At 72.6% G+C, this 15,451-nt stretch carries 14 protein-coding genes and 1 riboswitch; of the genes, 3 read left to right on the top strand and 11 right to left on the bottom strand.

Features of this window, described 5'->3' with window-relative positions; all coding sequences use genetic code 11:
• Positions 1 to 144: 144 nt before the first annotated feature.
• Entirely contained in the window at positions 145 to 2,010 is a 1,866-nt protein-coding gene (locus ACIRS4_RS12665) for an AAA family ATPase (protein ID WP_404193923.1), read from the top strand.
• Positions 2,011 to 2,248: 238 nt separating this feature from the next.
• Here the strand turns inward: ACIRS4_RS12665 and ACIRS4_RS12660 are convergent, their stop codons facing one another.
• The 10 genes from ACIRS4_RS12660 to ACIRS4_RS12615 all read right to left on the bottom strand — a co-directional run bounded on the left by ACIRS4_RS12660 (position 2,249) and on the right by ACIRS4_RS12615 (position 11,375).
• Positions 2,249 to 3,304, bottom strand: coding sequence for a hemolysin family protein (locus ACIRS4_RS12660; RefSeq protein WP_404193921.1), 1,056 nt, complete (start codon positions 3,302 to 3,304; stop codon positions 2,249 to 2,251).
• Complete coding sequence (locus ACIRS4_RS12655; RefSeq protein WP_404193919.1) at positions 3,301 to 4,626, bottom strand: hemolysin family protein; 1,326 nt, start codon at positions 4,624 to 4,626, stop codon at positions 3,301 to 3,303. Before ACIRS4_RS12655 ends, ACIRS4_RS12660 begins: the two co-directional genes overlap by 4 nt.
• Positions 4,627 to 4,826: 200 nt before the next feature.
• The gene (locus ACIRS4_RS12650; RefSeq protein WP_404193916.1) at positions 4,827 to 5,294 is read right to left on the bottom strand and encodes a PH domain-containing protein; all 468 of its coding nucleotides are present in this window, start codon (positions 5,292 to 5,294) and stop codon (positions 4,827 to 4,829) included.
• 19 nt (positions 5,295 to 5,313) lie between these two features.
• Positions 5,314 to 6,168, bottom strand: coding sequence for an ATP phosphoribosyltransferase (hisG, locus tag ACIRS4_RS12645; protein WP_404193914.1), 855 nt, complete (start codon positions 6,166 to 6,168; stop codon positions 5,314 to 5,316).
• A gap of 51 nt (positions 6,169 to 6,219) precedes the next feature.
• Positions 6,220 to 6,492, bottom strand: coding sequence for a phosphoribosyl-ATP diphosphatase (locus ACIRS4_RS12640; protein ID WP_404193912.1), 273 nt, complete (start codon positions 6,490 to 6,492; stop codon positions 6,220 to 6,222).
• 34 nt (positions 6,493 to 6,526) lie between these two features.
• On the bottom strand, positions 6,527 to 7,012 hold the full coding sequence (ribH, locus tag ACIRS4_RS12635; protein WP_003988915.1) for a 6,7-dimethyl-8-ribityllumazine synthase: 486 nt from the start codon (positions 7,010 to 7,012) through the stop codon (positions 6,527 to 6,529).
• A gap of 84 nt (positions 7,013 to 7,096) precedes the next feature.
• Complete coding sequence (locus ACIRS4_RS12630) at positions 7,097 to 8,386, bottom strand: bifunctional 3,4-dihydroxy-2-butanone-4-phosphate synthase/GTP cyclohydrolase II (RefSeq protein WP_404193909.1); 1,290 nt, start codon at positions 8,384 to 8,386, stop codon at positions 7,097 to 7,099.
• Positions 8,383 to 9,024, bottom strand: coding sequence for a nicotinamide riboside transporter PnuC (locus ACIRS4_RS12625; protein WP_404193906.1), 642 nt, complete (start codon positions 9,022 to 9,024; stop codon positions 8,383 to 8,385). The genes ACIRS4_RS12630 and ACIRS4_RS12625 overlap by 4 nt, the downstream gene beginning before the upstream one ends.
• Complete coding sequence (locus ACIRS4_RS12620; RefSeq protein WP_404193904.1) at positions 9,021 to 9,623, bottom strand: riboflavin synthase; 603 nt, start codon at positions 9,621 to 9,623, stop codon at positions 9,021 to 9,023. Before ACIRS4_RS12620 ends, ACIRS4_RS12625 begins: the two co-directional genes overlap by 4 nt.
• A 143-nt stretch (positions 9,624 to 9,766) precedes the next feature.
• Positions 9,767 to 9,897: riboswitch (FMN riboswitch) on the bottom strand.
• A gap of 194 nt (positions 9,898 to 10,091) precedes the next feature.
• Positions 10,092 to 11,375, bottom strand: a complete 1,284-nt coding sequence (locus tag ACIRS4_RS12615; protein ID WP_404193901.1) for an ROK family transcriptional regulator — start codon at positions 11,373 to 11,375, stop codon at positions 10,092 to 10,094.
• Between the two features lie 120 nt (positions 11,376 to 11,495).
• Here ACIRS4_RS12615 and ACIRS4_RS12610 point away from each other — a divergent pair, with 120 nt between their 5' ends.
• Both ACIRS4_RS12610 and ACIRS4_RS12605 read left to right on the top strand, forming a co-directional pair.
• Complete coding sequence (locus ACIRS4_RS12610) at positions 11,496 to 12,707, top strand: MFS transporter (RefSeq protein WP_404193899.1); 1,212 nt, start codon at positions 11,496 to 11,498, stop codon at positions 12,705 to 12,707.
• Positions 12,708 to 12,807: 100 nt separating this feature from the next.
• On the top strand, positions 12,808 to 14,199 hold the full coding sequence (locus tag ACIRS4_RS12605) for a uracil-xanthine permease family protein (RefSeq protein ID WP_404193897.1): 1,392 nt from the start codon (positions 12,808 to 12,810) through the stop codon (positions 14,197 to 14,199).
• Here ACIRS4_RS12605 and ACIRS4_RS12600 read toward each other — a convergent pair.
• A complete protein-coding gene (locus tag ACIRS4_RS12600; protein ID WP_404194041.1) occupies positions 14,166 to 15,323 on the bottom strand; it encodes a glycoside hydrolase family 6 protein in 1,158 nt (385 codons plus the stop codon). The two genes, ACIRS4_RS12605 and ACIRS4_RS12600, sit on opposite strands and share 34 nt — an antisense overlap.
• Positions 15,324 to 15,451 lie beyond the last annotated feature (128 nt).

Below are 15,451 nucleotides of genomic sequence, written 5' to 3'. Positions count from 1 at the left end.
CGCGGGTACGATGCCCTCGGTGCGACCTGGGACAGCCGCTGCGCACCTTCCAACTCCGGTCCGCGGCACAGCGGTTCGACCATGGCAGCCGACGGGCGACGGTCCGGCGGCACACCGACGGGGGCAGGGTCTGTGGGGGACGTGATGGACTTCGGCACGCAAGGCCCCGACGCCCCGGCCGACCTGGCCTGGCTGCGCGGCGTGGACGCCTACACGATGGGCGCGTATCCGCAGGCGGAGGAGGAGTTCAGGGCCGCCGTGCGGATGGACCCCGGCATGGCCGACGGCTGGCTGGGCCTGCACGCGCTGCGCGTCGACACCACCACCGCGCTGCTGCGGATGTTCCGCCACCGCGACCGCTTCGGCGAACAGCGCACCCGGCACCGTCGGCCGCTCAACTCCTGGTACTGGCTGGGCTGGTGGGTGCAACCGGTGCTGGAAAGCCCCCGCGACCTGCTCCTGGCGCACGCCTCGCACTGGCTGGACGGCCGCCATGTGCCCGAGCTGGACCGGGCGCTCGCCGGGCTCCCGCCCGTCGACACCGACCACCAGGTCCGCTTCCTGCACGCCTGCCGCGCCTATCTGGTCAAGGACTGGGAGCAGCTCGCCCGGCACACCGACCCGCTGATCGACGACCCGCTGCTGGGCATCGAGGCGGGCCTGTTCGGCGGTATGGCCCGGGTCCGCCTGGAGATGTACGGGCAGGCGGAGCCCCTGCTCTCGGCGGCGCTGATGCGGTGCCGCAGCGAGCAGCCCCAGCGCAAGGAGCTGCGGTACTGGCTGGCCCGCGCCCATGAGGGCACCGGCCGTTCCGCGGCCGCCCTGCCCCTCTACCGGGCCGTGCACCGGGTGGACCCCGCGTTCATGGACACCTCGGCCCGGCTCGCCGCGATCGCCGAGGGCGACGGCTACGACGATCCCGCCGACTTCGCCGCGATCGCGCTGGCCGGCGCCGGCCAGGACGCCGCGGACGGACCGGACGGCCTGGACCCGCTGTTCGGCACGGAGGGCCGGGACCTGCGGCTTCCCGAGACCGCCGATCTGCCGCCCGTCGGACCGCTGCCGTCGGCGATCGACCCGGCGGTGCGCGCCAGGACGCTCGGGGCCACGACCCTGCCCGCCGGCCCCACCGATCCGGGCCTGCTGGAGGAGGCGCTGGCCGAGCTGGAGCGCATGGTGGGCCTGGAGCCGGTGAAACGTCAGGTCAAGGCACTGTCGGCGCAGCTCAACATGGCGCGGCTGCGGGCCGGGCAGGGGCTTCCGGTGCAGCCCCCGAAACGGCACTTCGTCTTCTCCGGCCCGTCCGGCACCGGCAAGACCACGGTGGCCCGCATCCTCGGCCGGGTCTTCTACGCGCTCGGCCTGCTGGGCGGCGACCATCTCGTGGAGGCGCAGCGGGCCGATCTGGTCGGCGAGTACCTCGGGCAGACGGCGGTGAAGGCCAACGAGCTGATCGACTCCGCGCTCGGCGGGGTGCTCTTCGTCGACGAGGCGTACTCGCTGTCCAACTCCGGTTACGGCAAGGGCGACGCGTACGGGGACGAGGCGCTGCAGGTGCTGCTGAAGCGGGCGGAGGACAACCGGGACCACCTGGTGGTGATCCTGGCCGGCTACCCGGAGGGGATGGACCGGCTGCTGGCCGCGAACCCGGGCCTGTCGTCCCGGTTCACGACGCGGGTCGACTTCCCGTCGTACCGGCCGCTGGAGCTGACCTCGATCGGTGAGGTGCTCGCGGCGGAGAACGGTGACGTGTGGGACGAGGAGGCGCTGGACGAGCTGCGGTCCATCGCGGGGCATGTCGTCGACCAGGGGTGGATCGACGAGTTGGGGAACGGCCGGTTCCTGCGCACGCTGTACGAGAAGAGCTGCGCCTACCGGGATCTGCGGCTGTCGGTCTACCCGGGGATGCTGTCGCGGGACGACTTGTCGACTCTGCGGCTGCCGGACCTGATGCAGGCGTACGGAGAGGTGCTGTCGGGGCGGGGCCCGCAGGACCCTTCGGGGATGTGACCCGGAAGGGCCCTGCGGGCAGCCGCCTCTCAGGGCGACACGCCTGAGGTGTGTTTTCGCCCTAGGTCGTGTTTCGAAAGTAGCGTCGTCCGCCCGGAGGGCGGGGCTCGCGGCGTCTGGTGCGTGCGATCGCAAGGCGGAGGGTCGCCCTCGTACTGGGCGTACGAGGGCGATCCCGACAACGCGGCGAGCGCGCGTGCCAGACGCCGCGAGCCAGACGGGACTTTCGAAACACGCCCTAGGTCGCCATCACCACTTCGGGGACGCCGGGGGCGGACCGGTGGGCCGGGTCGCGTACCTCGCCGACCAGCAGTTCGAGCACGTCCTCCAGGGCCACCAGGCCCAGGACTTTGCCCGAGCCGTCCGCCACCTGCGCCAGGTGCGTGGCCGCCCGGCGCATGACGGTCAGCGCGTCGTCGAGGGGCAGGTCCGGGCGGAGCGTCGTCATCGGGCGCCACACCTGCTGGGGCACCGCCCGGTCGGACTCCTCCAGGTCGAGGACGTCCTTCACGTGCAGGTAGCCCATGAAGGCGCCGTTGCCCGCGCCGACGGGGAAGCGGGAGTAGCCCGTGCGGGCGGTCAGCCGGACGATCTCGCCGGGGGTGACCGACGGGCTGACCGTCACCAGGGACTCGCGCTTCAGCAGCACGTCCGTCACCGGGCGGGAGCCCAGCTCCAGGGCGTCCTCCAGCCGCTCCTGCTCCTCCGGGTCGAGCAGACCCGCCTGGCCGGCGTCCTCCACCAGCCGGTTGAGCTGCTCGCTGGTGAAGACGGCCTCGATCTCGTCCTTCGGCTCCACGCGGAAGAGCCGCAGCACGGCCTGGGCGCAGGCGCCGAGGGCGACGGTGATGGGCCGGCACAGACGCGCGAACCAGACCAGGCCGGGGCTGAGCCAGAGCGCGGTCTTCTCCGGGGCGGCCATGGCGAGGTTCTTCGGGACCATCTCGCCGATGACGAGGTGGAAGAAGACCACGGCCGCGAGGGCGATGACGTACGTCAGCGGGTGGATCACGCCCTGCGGCAGGTGGATCCACTCGAAGACGGGCTCCAGCAGGTGCGCGACGGTCGGTTCGGCGACCGCGCCCAGGGTGAGGGAGCAGACGGTGATGCCGAACTGGGCGGCGGCCATCATCTGCGGCAGGCTCTCCAGGCCGTGGAGGACCTGACGGGAGCGGGCGGTGCCGAGGGGTTCGATCTGGCTGCGGCGCACCGAGACGAGCGCGAACTCGGCGCCGACGAAGAAGCCGTTCGCGAGCACGAGGAGGCCCGCGAAGACGAGTTGGAGGACGCTCATCGGGCGACCTCCGCGACCACGCCGGTGCGCACCAGGCGGACCCGCTCGGCCCGGTAGTGGCCGACGCGGCGCACCGACAGCCGCCAGCCGGGCAGTTCCGCCCGGTCGCCGACGGCGGGGATCCGGCCGAGCAGGTCGGCGACGAGCCCGGCGACCGTCTCGTACGGTCCCTCGGGCGCGTCCAGGCCTATGCGCCGCAGGGTGTCGACGCGGCAGCTGCCGTCGACGTCCCAGGCGGGCCTGCCGTCCTCGGGCGGCACGGGGGCGAGTTCGGGCGTGTCCAGCCCGTCATGCTCGTCGCGGACCTCGCCGACGATCTCCTCGACGATGTCCTCCAGGGTCACCACGCCGGCCGTGCCGCCGTACTCGTCGACGACGACGGCGATGGGCTGCTCGCTGCGCAGCCGGGCCAGCAGCGGCTGGACGGGGAGGGTTTCGGGGACGAGCAGCGCCGGGCGGGCGATACGGCCCACGGGGGTGCGCAGCCGGTCCTGGACGGGGACGGCCAGGGCGTCCTTGAGGTGGGCCATGCCGACGATCTCGTCGATCTTCTCGCGGTAGACGGGGAAGCGGGACAGGCCGGTGGCACGGGTCAGGTTGACCACGTCCTCGGCGGTGGCCGACGCCTGGAGGGCGCTGACCTTCACGCGCGGGGTCATCACGTGCTGCGCGGTCAGCTCGGCCAGGGACAGGGTCCGCACGAAGAGGTCGGCGGTGTCCTGTTCGAGGGCGCCGGCCCGGGCGGAGTGGCGGGCCAGGGAGACCAGCTCGCCGGGGGTGCGCGCGGAGGCCAGTTCCTCGGCGGGCTCTACGCCCAGGGCCCGCACCAGCCGGTTGGCGACCGCGTTGAGGGCGGCGATGACCGGGCGGAAGAGCCGGGCGAAGACATGCTGCGGGCCCGCGACGAAACGCGCGACCTGCAGCGGTTTGGACACCGCCCAGTTCTTCGGCACGAGTTCGCCGATCACCATCTGCACGGCGGACGCCAGCAGCATGCCGACGGCGACGGCGACACCGGAGACGGCGCCCTCGGGGACGCCGACGGCGGTGACGGGGGCGTCGAGCAGCTCGGCGAGCGCGGGTTCGGCGAGCATGCCGACCACGAGCGAGGTGATGGTGATGCCGAGTTGGGTGCCGGAGAGCTGGAAGGACAGCTCCTTGAGCGACTCGACGACCGTGCGGGCCCGTCGGTCGCCTTCGGCGGCGGCCTTCTCGGCGTCCGGGCGCTCCACGGTGACCAGGCCGAACTCGGCGGCCACGAAGAACCCGTTGGCGAGAATGAGCAGGAACGCGGCTGCCAGGAGCAGCAGGGGGGTTGTCATGATGCCGCCGCCTCCACGTCGGAGGGGGCGGCGCAGGTACTACAGGACGAACCGTCCATCGCCGGAGAGGGTCACTCCTCGGTTAGCAGGAACCCCCGTGCACCCGGCCGGGCGCCACAGGGGTGGAGGCGAAAAGGGAACGCCTCCGTCACCAGATTAATCAAGACAGGCGCATTTGCGGCAGGGCGGGCGGCCCCGAGTCAGCCCTGATCCTTCCCCGGGTCCTGCTCGGGGTCGCGGACGGAGCGGTTCTCCACGAGGGCGCGCAAGGTGCGCGCGTCGGCGATGGCCTGCTGTTTGGCGATGCCGGGCTGAATGCCGAGCGCGGGCAGGCTGGTGCCGTCGCTGAGGTCGAGGAACACCCAGGGGTCGCCCGGCCGGAGGTTCACCCGGAGGATCTCGGCCCAGTCCAGACGCCGCCTGCTCGCGATGTTGACCACCGTGACGCCTGCGTCCTCGGCGACGACCCGCACCCGGGCGAGCTGGGCCAGCACCCAGAAGATGAGGCCGCCGGTGACGATGAAGCTGAGCCGCTCGCCGGGGCCGAGCTGCTCCAGGAGCAGCGCGATTCCGGAGATGACGACGAAGATCACCGCTCCGGCCGTGAGAAGCACCACACGGGTGCGTCCGGGCCGGAAGGTGACGGGGAGGGCGGGCAGGTCGGACATCGCTGCGTATTCCCCGGGGTCAGAGGCGGCAGGCGTGGATGGCCGTGGTGAGGATGGCGCGGGCGCCGATCTCGTAGAGATCGTCCATGATCCGCTGGGCCTCCTTGGCGGGGACCATGGCGCGGACGGCGACCCAGCCCTCGTTGTGCAGCGGGGAGACGGTGGGCGACTCCAGGCCCGGGGTGAGCGCGACGGCCTTCTCCAGCTGCTCGACGCGGCAGTCGTAGTCCATCATCACGTACGTCCGGGCGACGAGGACGCCCTGGAGGCGGCGCAGGAACTGCTGCACCTTGGGCTCGGCCTCGTCGGGCTCGGCGCCGGTGCGGCGGATCACGACGGCCTCGGACTGCATGATGGGCTCGCCGAAGACCTCGAGGCCCGCGTTGCGCAGCGAGGTACCGGTCTCGACGACGTCGGCGATGACCTCGGCGACGCCCAGTTCGATCGCGGTCTCGACGGCGCCGTCGAGGTGGACGACGGAGGCGTCGATGCCCTCCTGGGCGAGGTGCTTGGCGACGATGCCCTCGTAGGAGGTGGCGACGGTCTTGCCCTTGAGGTCGCCGAGGGTGCTCGCGGTGCCCGGCTTGGTGGCGTAGCGGAAGGTGGAGCGGGCGAAACCGAGGGGGAGGATCTCCTCGGCTTCGGCGCCGGAGTCGATCAGCAGGTCGCGGCCGGTGATGCCGATGTCGAGGCGGCCGGAGGAGACGTAGATGGCGATGTCGCGGGGGCGGAGGTAGAAGAACTCGACCTCGTTGCCCGGGTCGACGATCCGCAGTTCCTTGGACTCGCGGCGCTGCTGGTAGCCGGCCTCATGCAGCATCTCCCCCGCAGGGCCGGACAGGGAACCCTTGTTGGGGATGGCGATGCGCAGCATGAGGTCGGCTTCCTTCGCGTGGTGTGTCGGCGTGGTGGTGACGGACGCGGTTTACAGGTGGGCGTAGACGTCGTCGAGGGAGATCCCGCGGGCGACCATCATCACCTGGACGTGGTACAGCAGTTGCGAGATCTCCTCGGCGGCCGCGTCCTTGCTCTCGTACTCGGCGGCCATCCAGACCTCGGCGGCCTCTTCGACGACCTTCTTGCCGATGGCGTGGACGCCCTTGTCGACGAGTTCGGCGGTGCGGGAGGTGGCGGGGTCGCCGGTGGCGGCCTTCTGCTGGAGCTCGGTGAAGAGCTCCTCGAACGTCTTCTTGGACATGGTGCCGCCCACTGTACGCGCTGCGCCGACCGGCCTAACGCCACGGTTCGGATACTGAGCGCAGGGTGGCCGCCGTGGCCACCGCCGCCGTCACCGCCTCGTGTCCCTTGTCCTCGTTGGAGCCCTCGATGCCGGCCCGGTCCAGGGCCTGTTCCTCGGTGTCGCAGGTGAGGACGCCGAAGCCGACGGGGACGCCGGTCTCGACGGAGACCTGGGTGAGGCCCTGGGTGACGCCTTGGCACACGTACTCGAAGTGGGGGGTGCCGCCGCGGATGACGACGCCGAGGGCGACGATCGCGTCGTAGCCGCGGCCGGCGAGCACCTTGGCGACGACCGGGAGTTCCCAGCTGCCGGGGACCCGGAGCAGGGTCGGCTCGTCGATGCCCAGGTCGTGCAGGGCGCGCAGGGCGCCGTCGACCAGACCGTCCATCACCTTCTCGTGCCACTGGGCCGCGATCACGGCGACCCTGAGGTCGCCCACATTGCGTACGGACAGTTCGGGTGCGCCCTTGCCGCTCACGTTCTCGTCTCTCCTCGGTGCTCGTGTTGCTGGTTGCCGCTCGTCCTGACGGGTCGCGGCGCGTCTTGCACGCTTCTGCTCGTCCTACTGGTTGCCGCAGGGGGACACAGGGGCCGTGTCCAGCCAGGGCAGGTCGTGTCCCATCCGGTCGCGCTTGGTGCGCAGGTAGCGGATGTTGTGCTCACCCGCCTGTACGGGCATCGGCTCGCGGGCGCTGACCTTGAGTCCGTGCCGGACGAGCGCTTCGGTCTTCTCGGGGTTGTTCGTCATCAGGCGGACGCCGCGCACCCCGAGGTCCTCCAGGATCCGCGCGCCGGCCGCGTAGTCCCGGGCGTCGGCGGGCAGGCCGAGCTCCAGGTTGGCGTCGAGGGTGTCGTGGCCCTGCTCCTGGAGTTCGTAGGCCCGTAGTTTGGACAGCAGGCCGATGCCGCGGCCCTCGTGTCCGCGCAGGTAGACGACGACTCCCCGGCCCTCGGCCTGGATGCGCTCGAGGGAGGCGTCGAGCTGGGGGCCGCAGTCGCAGCGGGCGGATCCGAACACGTCGCCGGTGAGGCATTCGGAGTGGACGCGGACGAGCACGTCCTCGCCGTCGCCGATGTCGCCGTGGACGAGGGCGATGTGCTCGACGCCGTCGACGGTGGAGCGGTAGCCGTACGCGGTGAACGTGCCGTGGACGGTGGGCAGCCGGGTCGCGGCCTCGCGGCGGACGGTGGGCTCGGCGGAGCGGCGGTAGGCGATCAGGTCCTTGATGGAGATGATCGTCAGGCCGTGCTTGCGGGCGAAGGGGATGAGTTCGGGCAGCCGGAGCATCCGGCCGTCCTCGCCGGCGATCTCGACGATCGCGCCGGCCGGGCGCAGTCCCGCGAGCCGGGCGAGGTCGACGGCGGCCTCGGTGTGGCCGTCGCGGACCAGGACGCCGCCGGGCTTGGCGCGCAGCGGGAAGACGTGGCCGGGCCGGACGAAGTCGCCGGGTCCGGCGACGCCGCCCGCGAGGAGCTGGAGGGTGGTGGCGCGGTCGGAGGCGGAGATGCCGGTGCTCACGCCGTGCGCGGCGGAGGCGTCGACGGAGACGGTGAAGGCGGTCTTCATCGACTCGGTGTTGTCGGCGACCATCTGCGGCAGGTCGAGACGGTCGAGCTCGTCGCCCTCCATGGGCGCGCAGATCAGGCCGCGGCACTCGCTCATCATGAAGGCGACGATCTCCGGGGTGGCCTTCTCGGCGGCGATGACGAGGTCGCCCTCGTTCTCCCGGTCCTCGTCGTCGACGACCACCACGGGGCGGCCGGCCGCGATGTCGGCGACGGCCTGCTCCACGGGGTCGAGAGCGAAGTCCTCGACCCCGTCGGCGGGGTAGGTGATCTGTGCCGTGTTCATGCCGGCGCTCCTTCCAGGGTGGGCCGCGGTCCCTTGCGGGAGCGCAGCCACCAGTCGCGCATGCCCCACAGGACGAGCGCGCCGTAGATGACGTAGACGAAGCCGGAGAAGGCGTAGCCGTTGGCGAAGTTCAGGGGGACGCCGACGAGGTCGACCAGGAGCCAGGCGAACCAGAACTCGACCATGCCGCGGGCCTGGGCGTACATGGCGACGATGGTGCCGACGAAGATGTAGGCGTCGGGCCAGGGGTCCCAGGACAGGGCCGGGTAGGCCTTGAAGAGGAGGGCGACGGCGACGGTGCCGGCGGCCGCGGCGGCGAGCATGGCCGCGCGCTCGGTCCAGGTGGCGAAGCGGGGGGCGATGTGGCCGTCGTCGGTGCGGCCCTTGTCGCGGTTCCACTGCCACCAGCCGTACAGGGCGACGACCATGACGACGGCCTGCTTGCCGGCGCTGCCGGTGAGGTGGCCGAAGAAGGCGCCGAAGAGGATGAGGCCGGAGAGGAACTGGACGGGCCAGCTCCAGATGGAGCGGCGCCAGCCGAGGGCGAGGGCGACCAGACCGAAGATGTTCCCGATCATGTCCGACCAGAGGATGCGCTGATCGAGAAGGGTGAACGCCTCGGAGTTGAGCCAGTTCACCGGGTGCCTCCCTGACCGGCCATCAGCCGCTCGACGTACTTGGCCACGATGTCGACTTCCAGGTTGACCGGGTCGCCGGGCTGCTTGCGACCGAGCGTGGTCAGGGCGAGGGTGGTGGGGATGAGGCTGACGGTGAAGTAGTCGGGGCCGGCGTCGACGACGGTGAGGCTGATGCCGTCGACGGTGATGGAGCCCTTCTCCACGACGTACCGGGAGAGACCGGCGGGGAGCGAGACCTTGACGATCTCCCAGTGCTCGGACGGCTTGCGCTCCAGCACCGCGCCGGTGCCGTCGACATGGCCCTGCACGATGTGCCCGCCGAGGCGCGCCCCGACGGCGGTGGGCCGTTCCAGGTTGACGCGGGAGCCGACGGTCAGGGCACCGAGGCTGGAGCGGTCGAGGGTCTCCGCCATGACGTCCGCGGTGAACTCGTCGCCCTCGTGTTCGACGACGGTGAGACAGACCCCGTTCACGGCGATGGAGTCGCCGTGCTTCGCGCCATCGGTGACGACGGGGCCGCGCAGCCGGAAGCGGGAGGCGTCGCCGAGATTCTCGACGGCGGTGACCTCACCCAGCTCTTCGACGATTCCGGTGAACACTTCCCGGGTCCTCCTGCCTCTTCGGGCACGGACTCCGGGGCTGTCGAGACGACAGAAGTACGGGCAAGGACACTTGGGGCGACGCCGGACAGACCCGTCCACGGACGGGTACGTATACGGCGGCGCGCACGAATGCCCGCCCGCCGCGCACTGCCTCCCATCCGGACTTTAACCGTCGGTCCAGGAATTCCACCTGGTCAACCGGTCGCTGGAAGCGACCGGGTCGCGGACTATAACCGCCGGTTCGGACTTTCACCGACCCCGGAGTGCGCTGCTTTAGGTACAGAGCCAGTCTGCCACGCCGGATCCGCGTCCATACGGGTGAAGAATGTGGGGTGCCTCACAGGAATTGGTCCGTACCTGTTGACGTATTGGTCTAGTCCTCTTAAGGTCAGCGAACACGGACCCGGCGGCGGTGACGACGGCCCTTGCCCGCCGCCGGGACCCCTGACCTCGTGCGCGAACGCCTCAGCGCGCTTCGGGCGTCGCCCCGAACAACTCGCCCTGAGCGGACTGACGTGCCGTCAGCAAAGCGCCGTGCAGCACCGCGCCGCCGCCCAGGGCGCCGGGCCGCACATCCGTCGGCAGGGGCGCCATCCGCCGCAGCCGCTCCGCCACCCGGGCGGCGAGCGCCTCCCCGCCCGCCTGACCGACCTCGCCGCCGAGCACCACGCACCCCGGATCGAGGACGGCGACGACCGACGCCACCCCGATGGCGACCCGGTCGGCCAGCACATCGAGGAACCGGCTCACCGCGACGCCCGCCGCCTCCGGTGCCCCGTCCTCCGCTCCACCGGCCCCCTCCCCCGCCGCGGCCACGGCCACGGCCCACCGCACCAGAGCGGCGGCATCCGGCTCACCGGCCGCCGTCCCCGGCTCAGCCACCGCCCCCGCCCGGCCGGACGCCGCCGCCGCCGACACCCCGCACTCCCCCGCAAGCTGCACGATCGCCGCCGAGCCCGCCAGGCTGTGGAAGCCGCCCTCGCAGTCCCTCGCCGACGGAAGGGCGCCGGTGCCCGGCACCGGGAGGAAGCCGATCTCGCCCGTGCCGCCGGAGGCCCCCCGGCGCAGCGCGCCGTCCAGGACGACGGCCGCGCCGGTGCCGTGGCCCAGCCAGAGCAGGACGAAGGTGTCGCGGTCCCGGGCCGCGCCCGCGTGCTGTTCCGCCAGGGCGGCGAGGTTGGTCTCGTTCTCGACGCTGACGCGGGCCTCCGGCAGCCGTTCCTGGAGGGCGGCGACCAGTCGGCGGTGCCAGGCGGGCAGGCCGGAGGAGACACGCAGTTCGCCGCTCGCGGGGTCGATCAGGCCGGGCGCGCCGATGCCGACGGTGTGCAGCCGGTCGGCGCCGGCGTCCTTCACCGCGCGCTCGACCAGCGTGACCGCCTGCTCCACGGCGGGACCGGTGCCGGCGTCGTCCCCGATCGGCGCGGACGCCTCGGCGAGGACCCGGCCGAGCAGGTCGGACACCACGACGGTGACGCCCTCGGTGCGCACGTCCAGCGCCGCGAGCTGGGCCCGGCCGGCGACGATGCCGTACAGCCTGGCGTTGGGGCCGCGTCGCTGCGCGCCGGTCTCGCCGACGACCTCGATCAGCCCGGAGACGGCGAGGCGTTCGACGAGGTCGGCGACCGTCGGCCGGGACAGGCCGGTGAGCTCCTTCAGCTGCCCGGCCGTCAGCGGGCCTTCGTCCTGCAGCAGCCGCAGGGCGAGCCGGTCGTTGATGGCCCGGGCGGTGCTCGGGGATGCGGGCATGCGGGGAATCCTCCCATGGGGAGCCTGCGTCCGGCTCCTGACGGCCCCCTATTTATCAGGCAGGCTTCCTGATAGTTTACGGCGCGCACCGTACGACGGTCCGGAAAGGGGACGGGGAGCATGAGCGAAGTGATCTGCGCACCCGCGGAGGTACGGCGGGCCCGGTACGCCGTGGCCGCCGTCTTCGCCGTGCACGGCGCGGTCACCGGCTCCTTCGCCACCCGGGTCCCCTGGATCCAGGACCATGCCTCGGTGAGCGCCGGACAGCTCGGGTTCGCCCTCGCCTTCACGGCGTTCGGCGCGTCCTGCGCCATGCCGCTGGCCGGCTGGATCTCCCACACGTTCGGCAGCCGGGCCGCACTGCGCGGACTGATCGCGTCGTGGACGCTGGCCCTGGTCCTGCCCTCGCTGGCGCCGAACCTGCTCACCCTGTGCCTGGCGATGTTCGTCTACGGCGCCACGGCGGGCATGGCCGACGTCGCCATGAACGCGCTGGGCGTGGAGGTGGAGCGGCTGCTCGACAAGTCGATCATGTCCGGGCTGCACGGCATGTGGAGCGCGGGCGCGCTGATCGGTTCGGCGGGCGGAACACTCGCGGCGCACTTCGGCGCGGACGCGCGCGTGCACCACGCGCTGGCGGCGGCCGTCCTGACGGCGCTCGGTCTGCTGGCCTGCCGCTGGGTGCTCGACGTGCGGGCCACCGAGGAAGAGGAGCCGCCGCCGCGGTTCGCGCTGCCGCCCCGCTCGGCGCTGCTGATCGGCGCGGTCGGGTTCTGCGCGGTGTTCGCGGAGGGCGCCGCGCTGGACTGGTCGGCCGTCTATCTGCGCGATGAGCTGGAGTCCTCGGCCGGTGTCGCGGCGGCCTGCACGACGGGCTTCATGTTCACCATGGCGGTGGCCCGGATCGCGGGTGACGCGGTCGTGAACCGTTTCGGCGCGGTGCGCACGGTTCGGGTGGGCGGCGTGCTGGCGGCACTGGGCGGCCTGCTGATCGTGTTCGGACGGCATCCGGCGGTGGCCACCGGCGGGTTCGGGCTGATGGGCCTGGGCATCGCCGTCGTCGTCCCGCTCTGCTTCGCGGCGGCCGGGCACAGCGGGCCGAACCCGAGCCAGGCCATCGCGGGCGTCGCCACCATCACGTACACCTCCGGCCTGATCGCGCCGAGTCTGATCGGCGGGGTGGCGCAGATGACGAGCCTGGTGGTGTCGTTCGGCGTGGTGACCTTGCTGGCCTGCGGACTGGTGGCGTTCGCCGGTGTGCTGCGCGGCGGCGATCGGATGCCCGAGCGGGCTGCCGCACGGAGCGAGACGGTGCCCGGGCCCCGCTCCTGAGGGCCTCGACGAGGGGCGGGCGGGCAAGCGGTCGATCGCCTTCCGGTTTCACGTGAGAATGGGCCGGACATCCGCACCCGCACGAAAGCGATACCGCACCATGGATCTTGGCGTCGGCTGGAAACTGCACGGCGACGGCCGCACCCCCGCGCCGGGCGCGGTGGTCCGCCCCGACGAGCGGCTCTCCTGGCCCCGCACGGTGGGGCTGGGCGCGCAGCACGTGGTCGCGATGTTCGGCGCGTCCTTCGTCGCGCCCGTCCTGATGGGGCTCGACCCGAACCTGGCGATCATGATGTCGGGCGTCGCGACCGTGATCTTCCTGCTCGCCACCCGCGGCCGGGTGCCCAGCTACCTCGGCTGCTCACTGTCCTTCGTGGGCGTGGCGGCCGTCATCCGCGCCCAGGGCGGCACGAGCGCCACGGTCACCGGGGCGGTGCTCGTCGTGGGCGTGGCGCTGTTCCTGGTGGGGCTGGCCGTGCAGCGGTTCGGCGCGCGGATCATCCACGCCGCGATGCCGCCGATCGTGACCGGCGCGGTCGTGATGCTGATCGGCTTCAACCTCGCACCGGTGACCGCCTCCACCTACTGGCCGCAGGACCAGTGGACCGCGCTGCTGGTCATGGCGTTCACCGCGCTGGCCGTGGTCTGCCTGCGCGGCTTCTGGTCCCGCGTCGCGATCTTCCTGGGCCTGGTCTTCGGCTACGCCGTCTCCTGGGCGTTCGACCGGATCTTCGGCCGGATCCACTCGGCGGACGCGAGCGGCAAGGTCACCGACCACTGGCGGCTGGACCTCTCCGGGGTCGGCCGGGCGGACTGGATCGGCCTGCCCTCCTTCCACGGGCCGAGTTTCCAGTGGTCGGCCATCCTGGTCGCGCTGCCGGTCGTCATCGCGCTGGTCGCGGAGAACGCCGGGCACGTCAAGGCGGTCGGCGAGATGACCGGCGACCCGCTCGACGACAAGCTCGGCACGGCGATCTCGGCCGACGGCCTCGGCTCGGTGCTGTCCACCGCCGTCGGCGGTCCGCCCAACACCACCTACTCCGAGAACATCGGCGTGATGGCCGCGACCCGCGTCTACTCGACCGCCGCCTATTGGGCCGCCGCCGGTTTCGCGCTGCTGTTCGGCCTGTGCCCCAAGTTCGGCGCGGTGGTGGCGGCCGTCCCGGGCGGCGTCCTCGGCGGGATCACCGTCATCCTGTACGGCATGATCGGCCTGCTCGGCGCGCAGATCTGGACCAACGCGGGCGTCGATCTGCGCAACCCGCTGAACCTGGTCCCGGCCGCCGCCGGCATCATCATCGGCGTCGGCAACGTCACCATGGAGTTCACCGACACCTTCTCCCTCAGCGGCATCGCGCTCGGCACCCTCGTCGTCATCGTCGGCTACCACGCGCTGCGCGCCTTCGCCCCCGCCCACCTCAAGACCCAGCAGCCCCTCCTGGACGAGGGCACCAGTTCCTACGGCGACGGCGCCGAGCGCGCCAGCTCGTAGGCGTACGACGGGCTGAACGACCCCGCCTCGCCCTTGCAGCCGTCGGATTCGCCCGGCAGTTTCACCCACAGGTAGGCGTCGACGCGGGCCTCGCCGGTGTCGAGGGTGGGTGCTCGGCCCACCGCCCGGCCGTCCGGGTCGCACCATTGGCCGCCGGCGGGCGCGCCGTTGCCGTTGCGGCTGGTGTCGACGACCGCGCCGAGGCCCGCAGGGCCGCCGAGTGCGGCGAGGACCTGGCGGGCGTAGGCGACCTCGTCGGCGGTGCGCTGGTAGTTGGAGACGTTGCTGAAGATCCCGGCGGACGACGCGGAGGCCGCGCCCGCCTGCCTGAGCAGTTCAGCCTGCCGCGCCGGGCCGTTCCAGTGGGAGTGGCCGGCGTCGTAGTAGACGCGCGCCCTGGGGTCGGCCGCCGTGAGGACCCGGCCGGCGCGGGCCAGCGAGGCGAAACGGGCGGCCCGGCGCTGTGCCGGGAGGCAGTCGGCGTAGGCGATCGCGTCGGGCTCCAGGATGACGATGACCTCCCCCGAGCCGAGGCCGGCGGCGAAGCGGTCGATCCAGGCGTCATAGGCGTCGAGGTCGGGCGCGCCGCCCCCGGAGGCCCCGCCGCAGTCCCGTTCGGGGATGACGTAGGGCACGAGGACCGGCACCCGGCCCTGCGCGGCGGCGCCCGCGGTGACGGCGCGGACCCGGGAGGTGATCGTGGCCGGCGTGTGGTCGGCGAACCACACGGCGGCCGGGCGGGCGGCGATGCGCGACTCGATGACCGCGCGGCGCTCGTCGCCCGGGTTGGCCCGGACCCAGTCCGCGACCTGGGACTCGGGGTGGCGGTAGAGCCGGCCCGACGCGGCCGGCCCGCGTCCGCCGCGGCCTGCCGTGGCGGAGGGCGCGGGCGAGGCGCTCGCGCCGGCCGCGGGAGTCCTCCCGGAGGCTGACGGGGAAGGCGACGTGGTCGGGGACGGGGACGCGGACGCGGACGCGGGAGCCCGGGGGCCGCTCGCCTCCTGCCGCAACGGCTCGCTCGCCCTGCCCCGGCGTCCGTCGTCGGTGTCGTCTCCCTCGCCGGACGACGCCACCATCGCGGCCGCCGCGGCCAGAGCGACGGCCCCCGAGGCGACGGCGACCATGACGCGCCGCCGGACGGCCCGCCGCTGACGCGGTACTCGCACGGTGCTGCTCCCCCTCCCGCGCGGCGGGCGCGTCCCCCGTTCCGGGGAAGCCCCGGGCCCGCCGGCGCCCGAGTCACCCTAGGGCT

The sequence above is a fragment of the Streptomyces sp. NPDC101166 genome (assembly GCF_044768125.1).
Taxonomy (GTDB): Bacteria; Actinomycetota; Actinomycetes; order Streptomycetales; family Streptomycetaceae; genus Streptomyces.
The sequence above is the reverse complement of the archived record's forward strand: the minus strand, read 5'-3'. Positions and strand labels throughout refer to the sequence as shown.

What these genes read in the sequence shown, in the direction of transcription:
- ACIRS4_RS12665 (WP_404193923.1), top strand. Translation starts at nt 145, where the DNA reads ATGGACTTCGGCACGCAAGGCCCCGACGCCCCGGCCGACCTGGCCTGG.
- ACIRS4_RS12660 (WP_404193921.1), bottom strand. Translation starts at nt 3,304, where the DNA reads ATGAGCGTCCTCCAACTCGTCTTCGCGGGCCTCCTCGTGCTCGCGAAC.
- ACIRS4_RS12655 (WP_404193919.1), bottom strand. Translation starts at nt 4,626, where the DNA reads ATGACAACCCCCCTGCTGCTCCTGGCAGCCGCGTTCCTGCTCATTCTC.
- ACIRS4_RS12650 (WP_404193916.1), bottom strand. Translation starts at nt 5,294, where the DNA reads ATGTCCGACCTGCCCGCCCTCCCCGTCACCTTCCGGCCCGGACGCACC.
- hisG (WP_404193914.1), bottom strand. Translation starts at nt 6,168, where the DNA reads ATGCTGCGCATCGCCATCCCCAACAAGGGTTCCCTGTCCGGCCCTGCG.
- ACIRS4_RS12640 (WP_404193912.1), bottom strand. Translation starts at nt 6,492, where the DNA reads ATGTCCAAGAAGACGTTCGAGGAGCTCTTCACCGAGCTCCAGCAGAAG.
- ACIRS4_RS12630 (WP_404193909.1), bottom strand. Translation starts at nt 8,386, where the DNA reads ATGAACACGGCACAGATCACCTACCCCGCCGACGGGGTCGAGGACTTC.
- ACIRS4_RS12615 (WP_404193901.1), bottom strand. Translation starts at nt 11,375, where the DNA reads ATGCCCGCATCCCCGAGCACCGCCCGGGCCATCAACGACCGGCTCGCC.
- ACIRS4_RS12610 (WP_404193899.1), top strand. Translation starts at nt 11,496, where the DNA reads ATGAGCGAAGTGATCTGCGCACCCGCGGAGGTACGGCGGGCCCGGTAC.
- ACIRS4_RS12605 (WP_404193897.1), top strand. Translation starts at nt 12,808, where the DNA reads ATGGATCTTGGCGTCGGCTGGAAACTGCACGGCGACGGCCGCACCCCC.
- ACIRS4_RS12600 (WP_404194041.1), bottom strand. Translation starts at nt 15,323, where the DNA reads ATGGTCGCCGTCGCCTCGGGGGCCGTCGCTCTGGCCGCGGCGGCCGCG.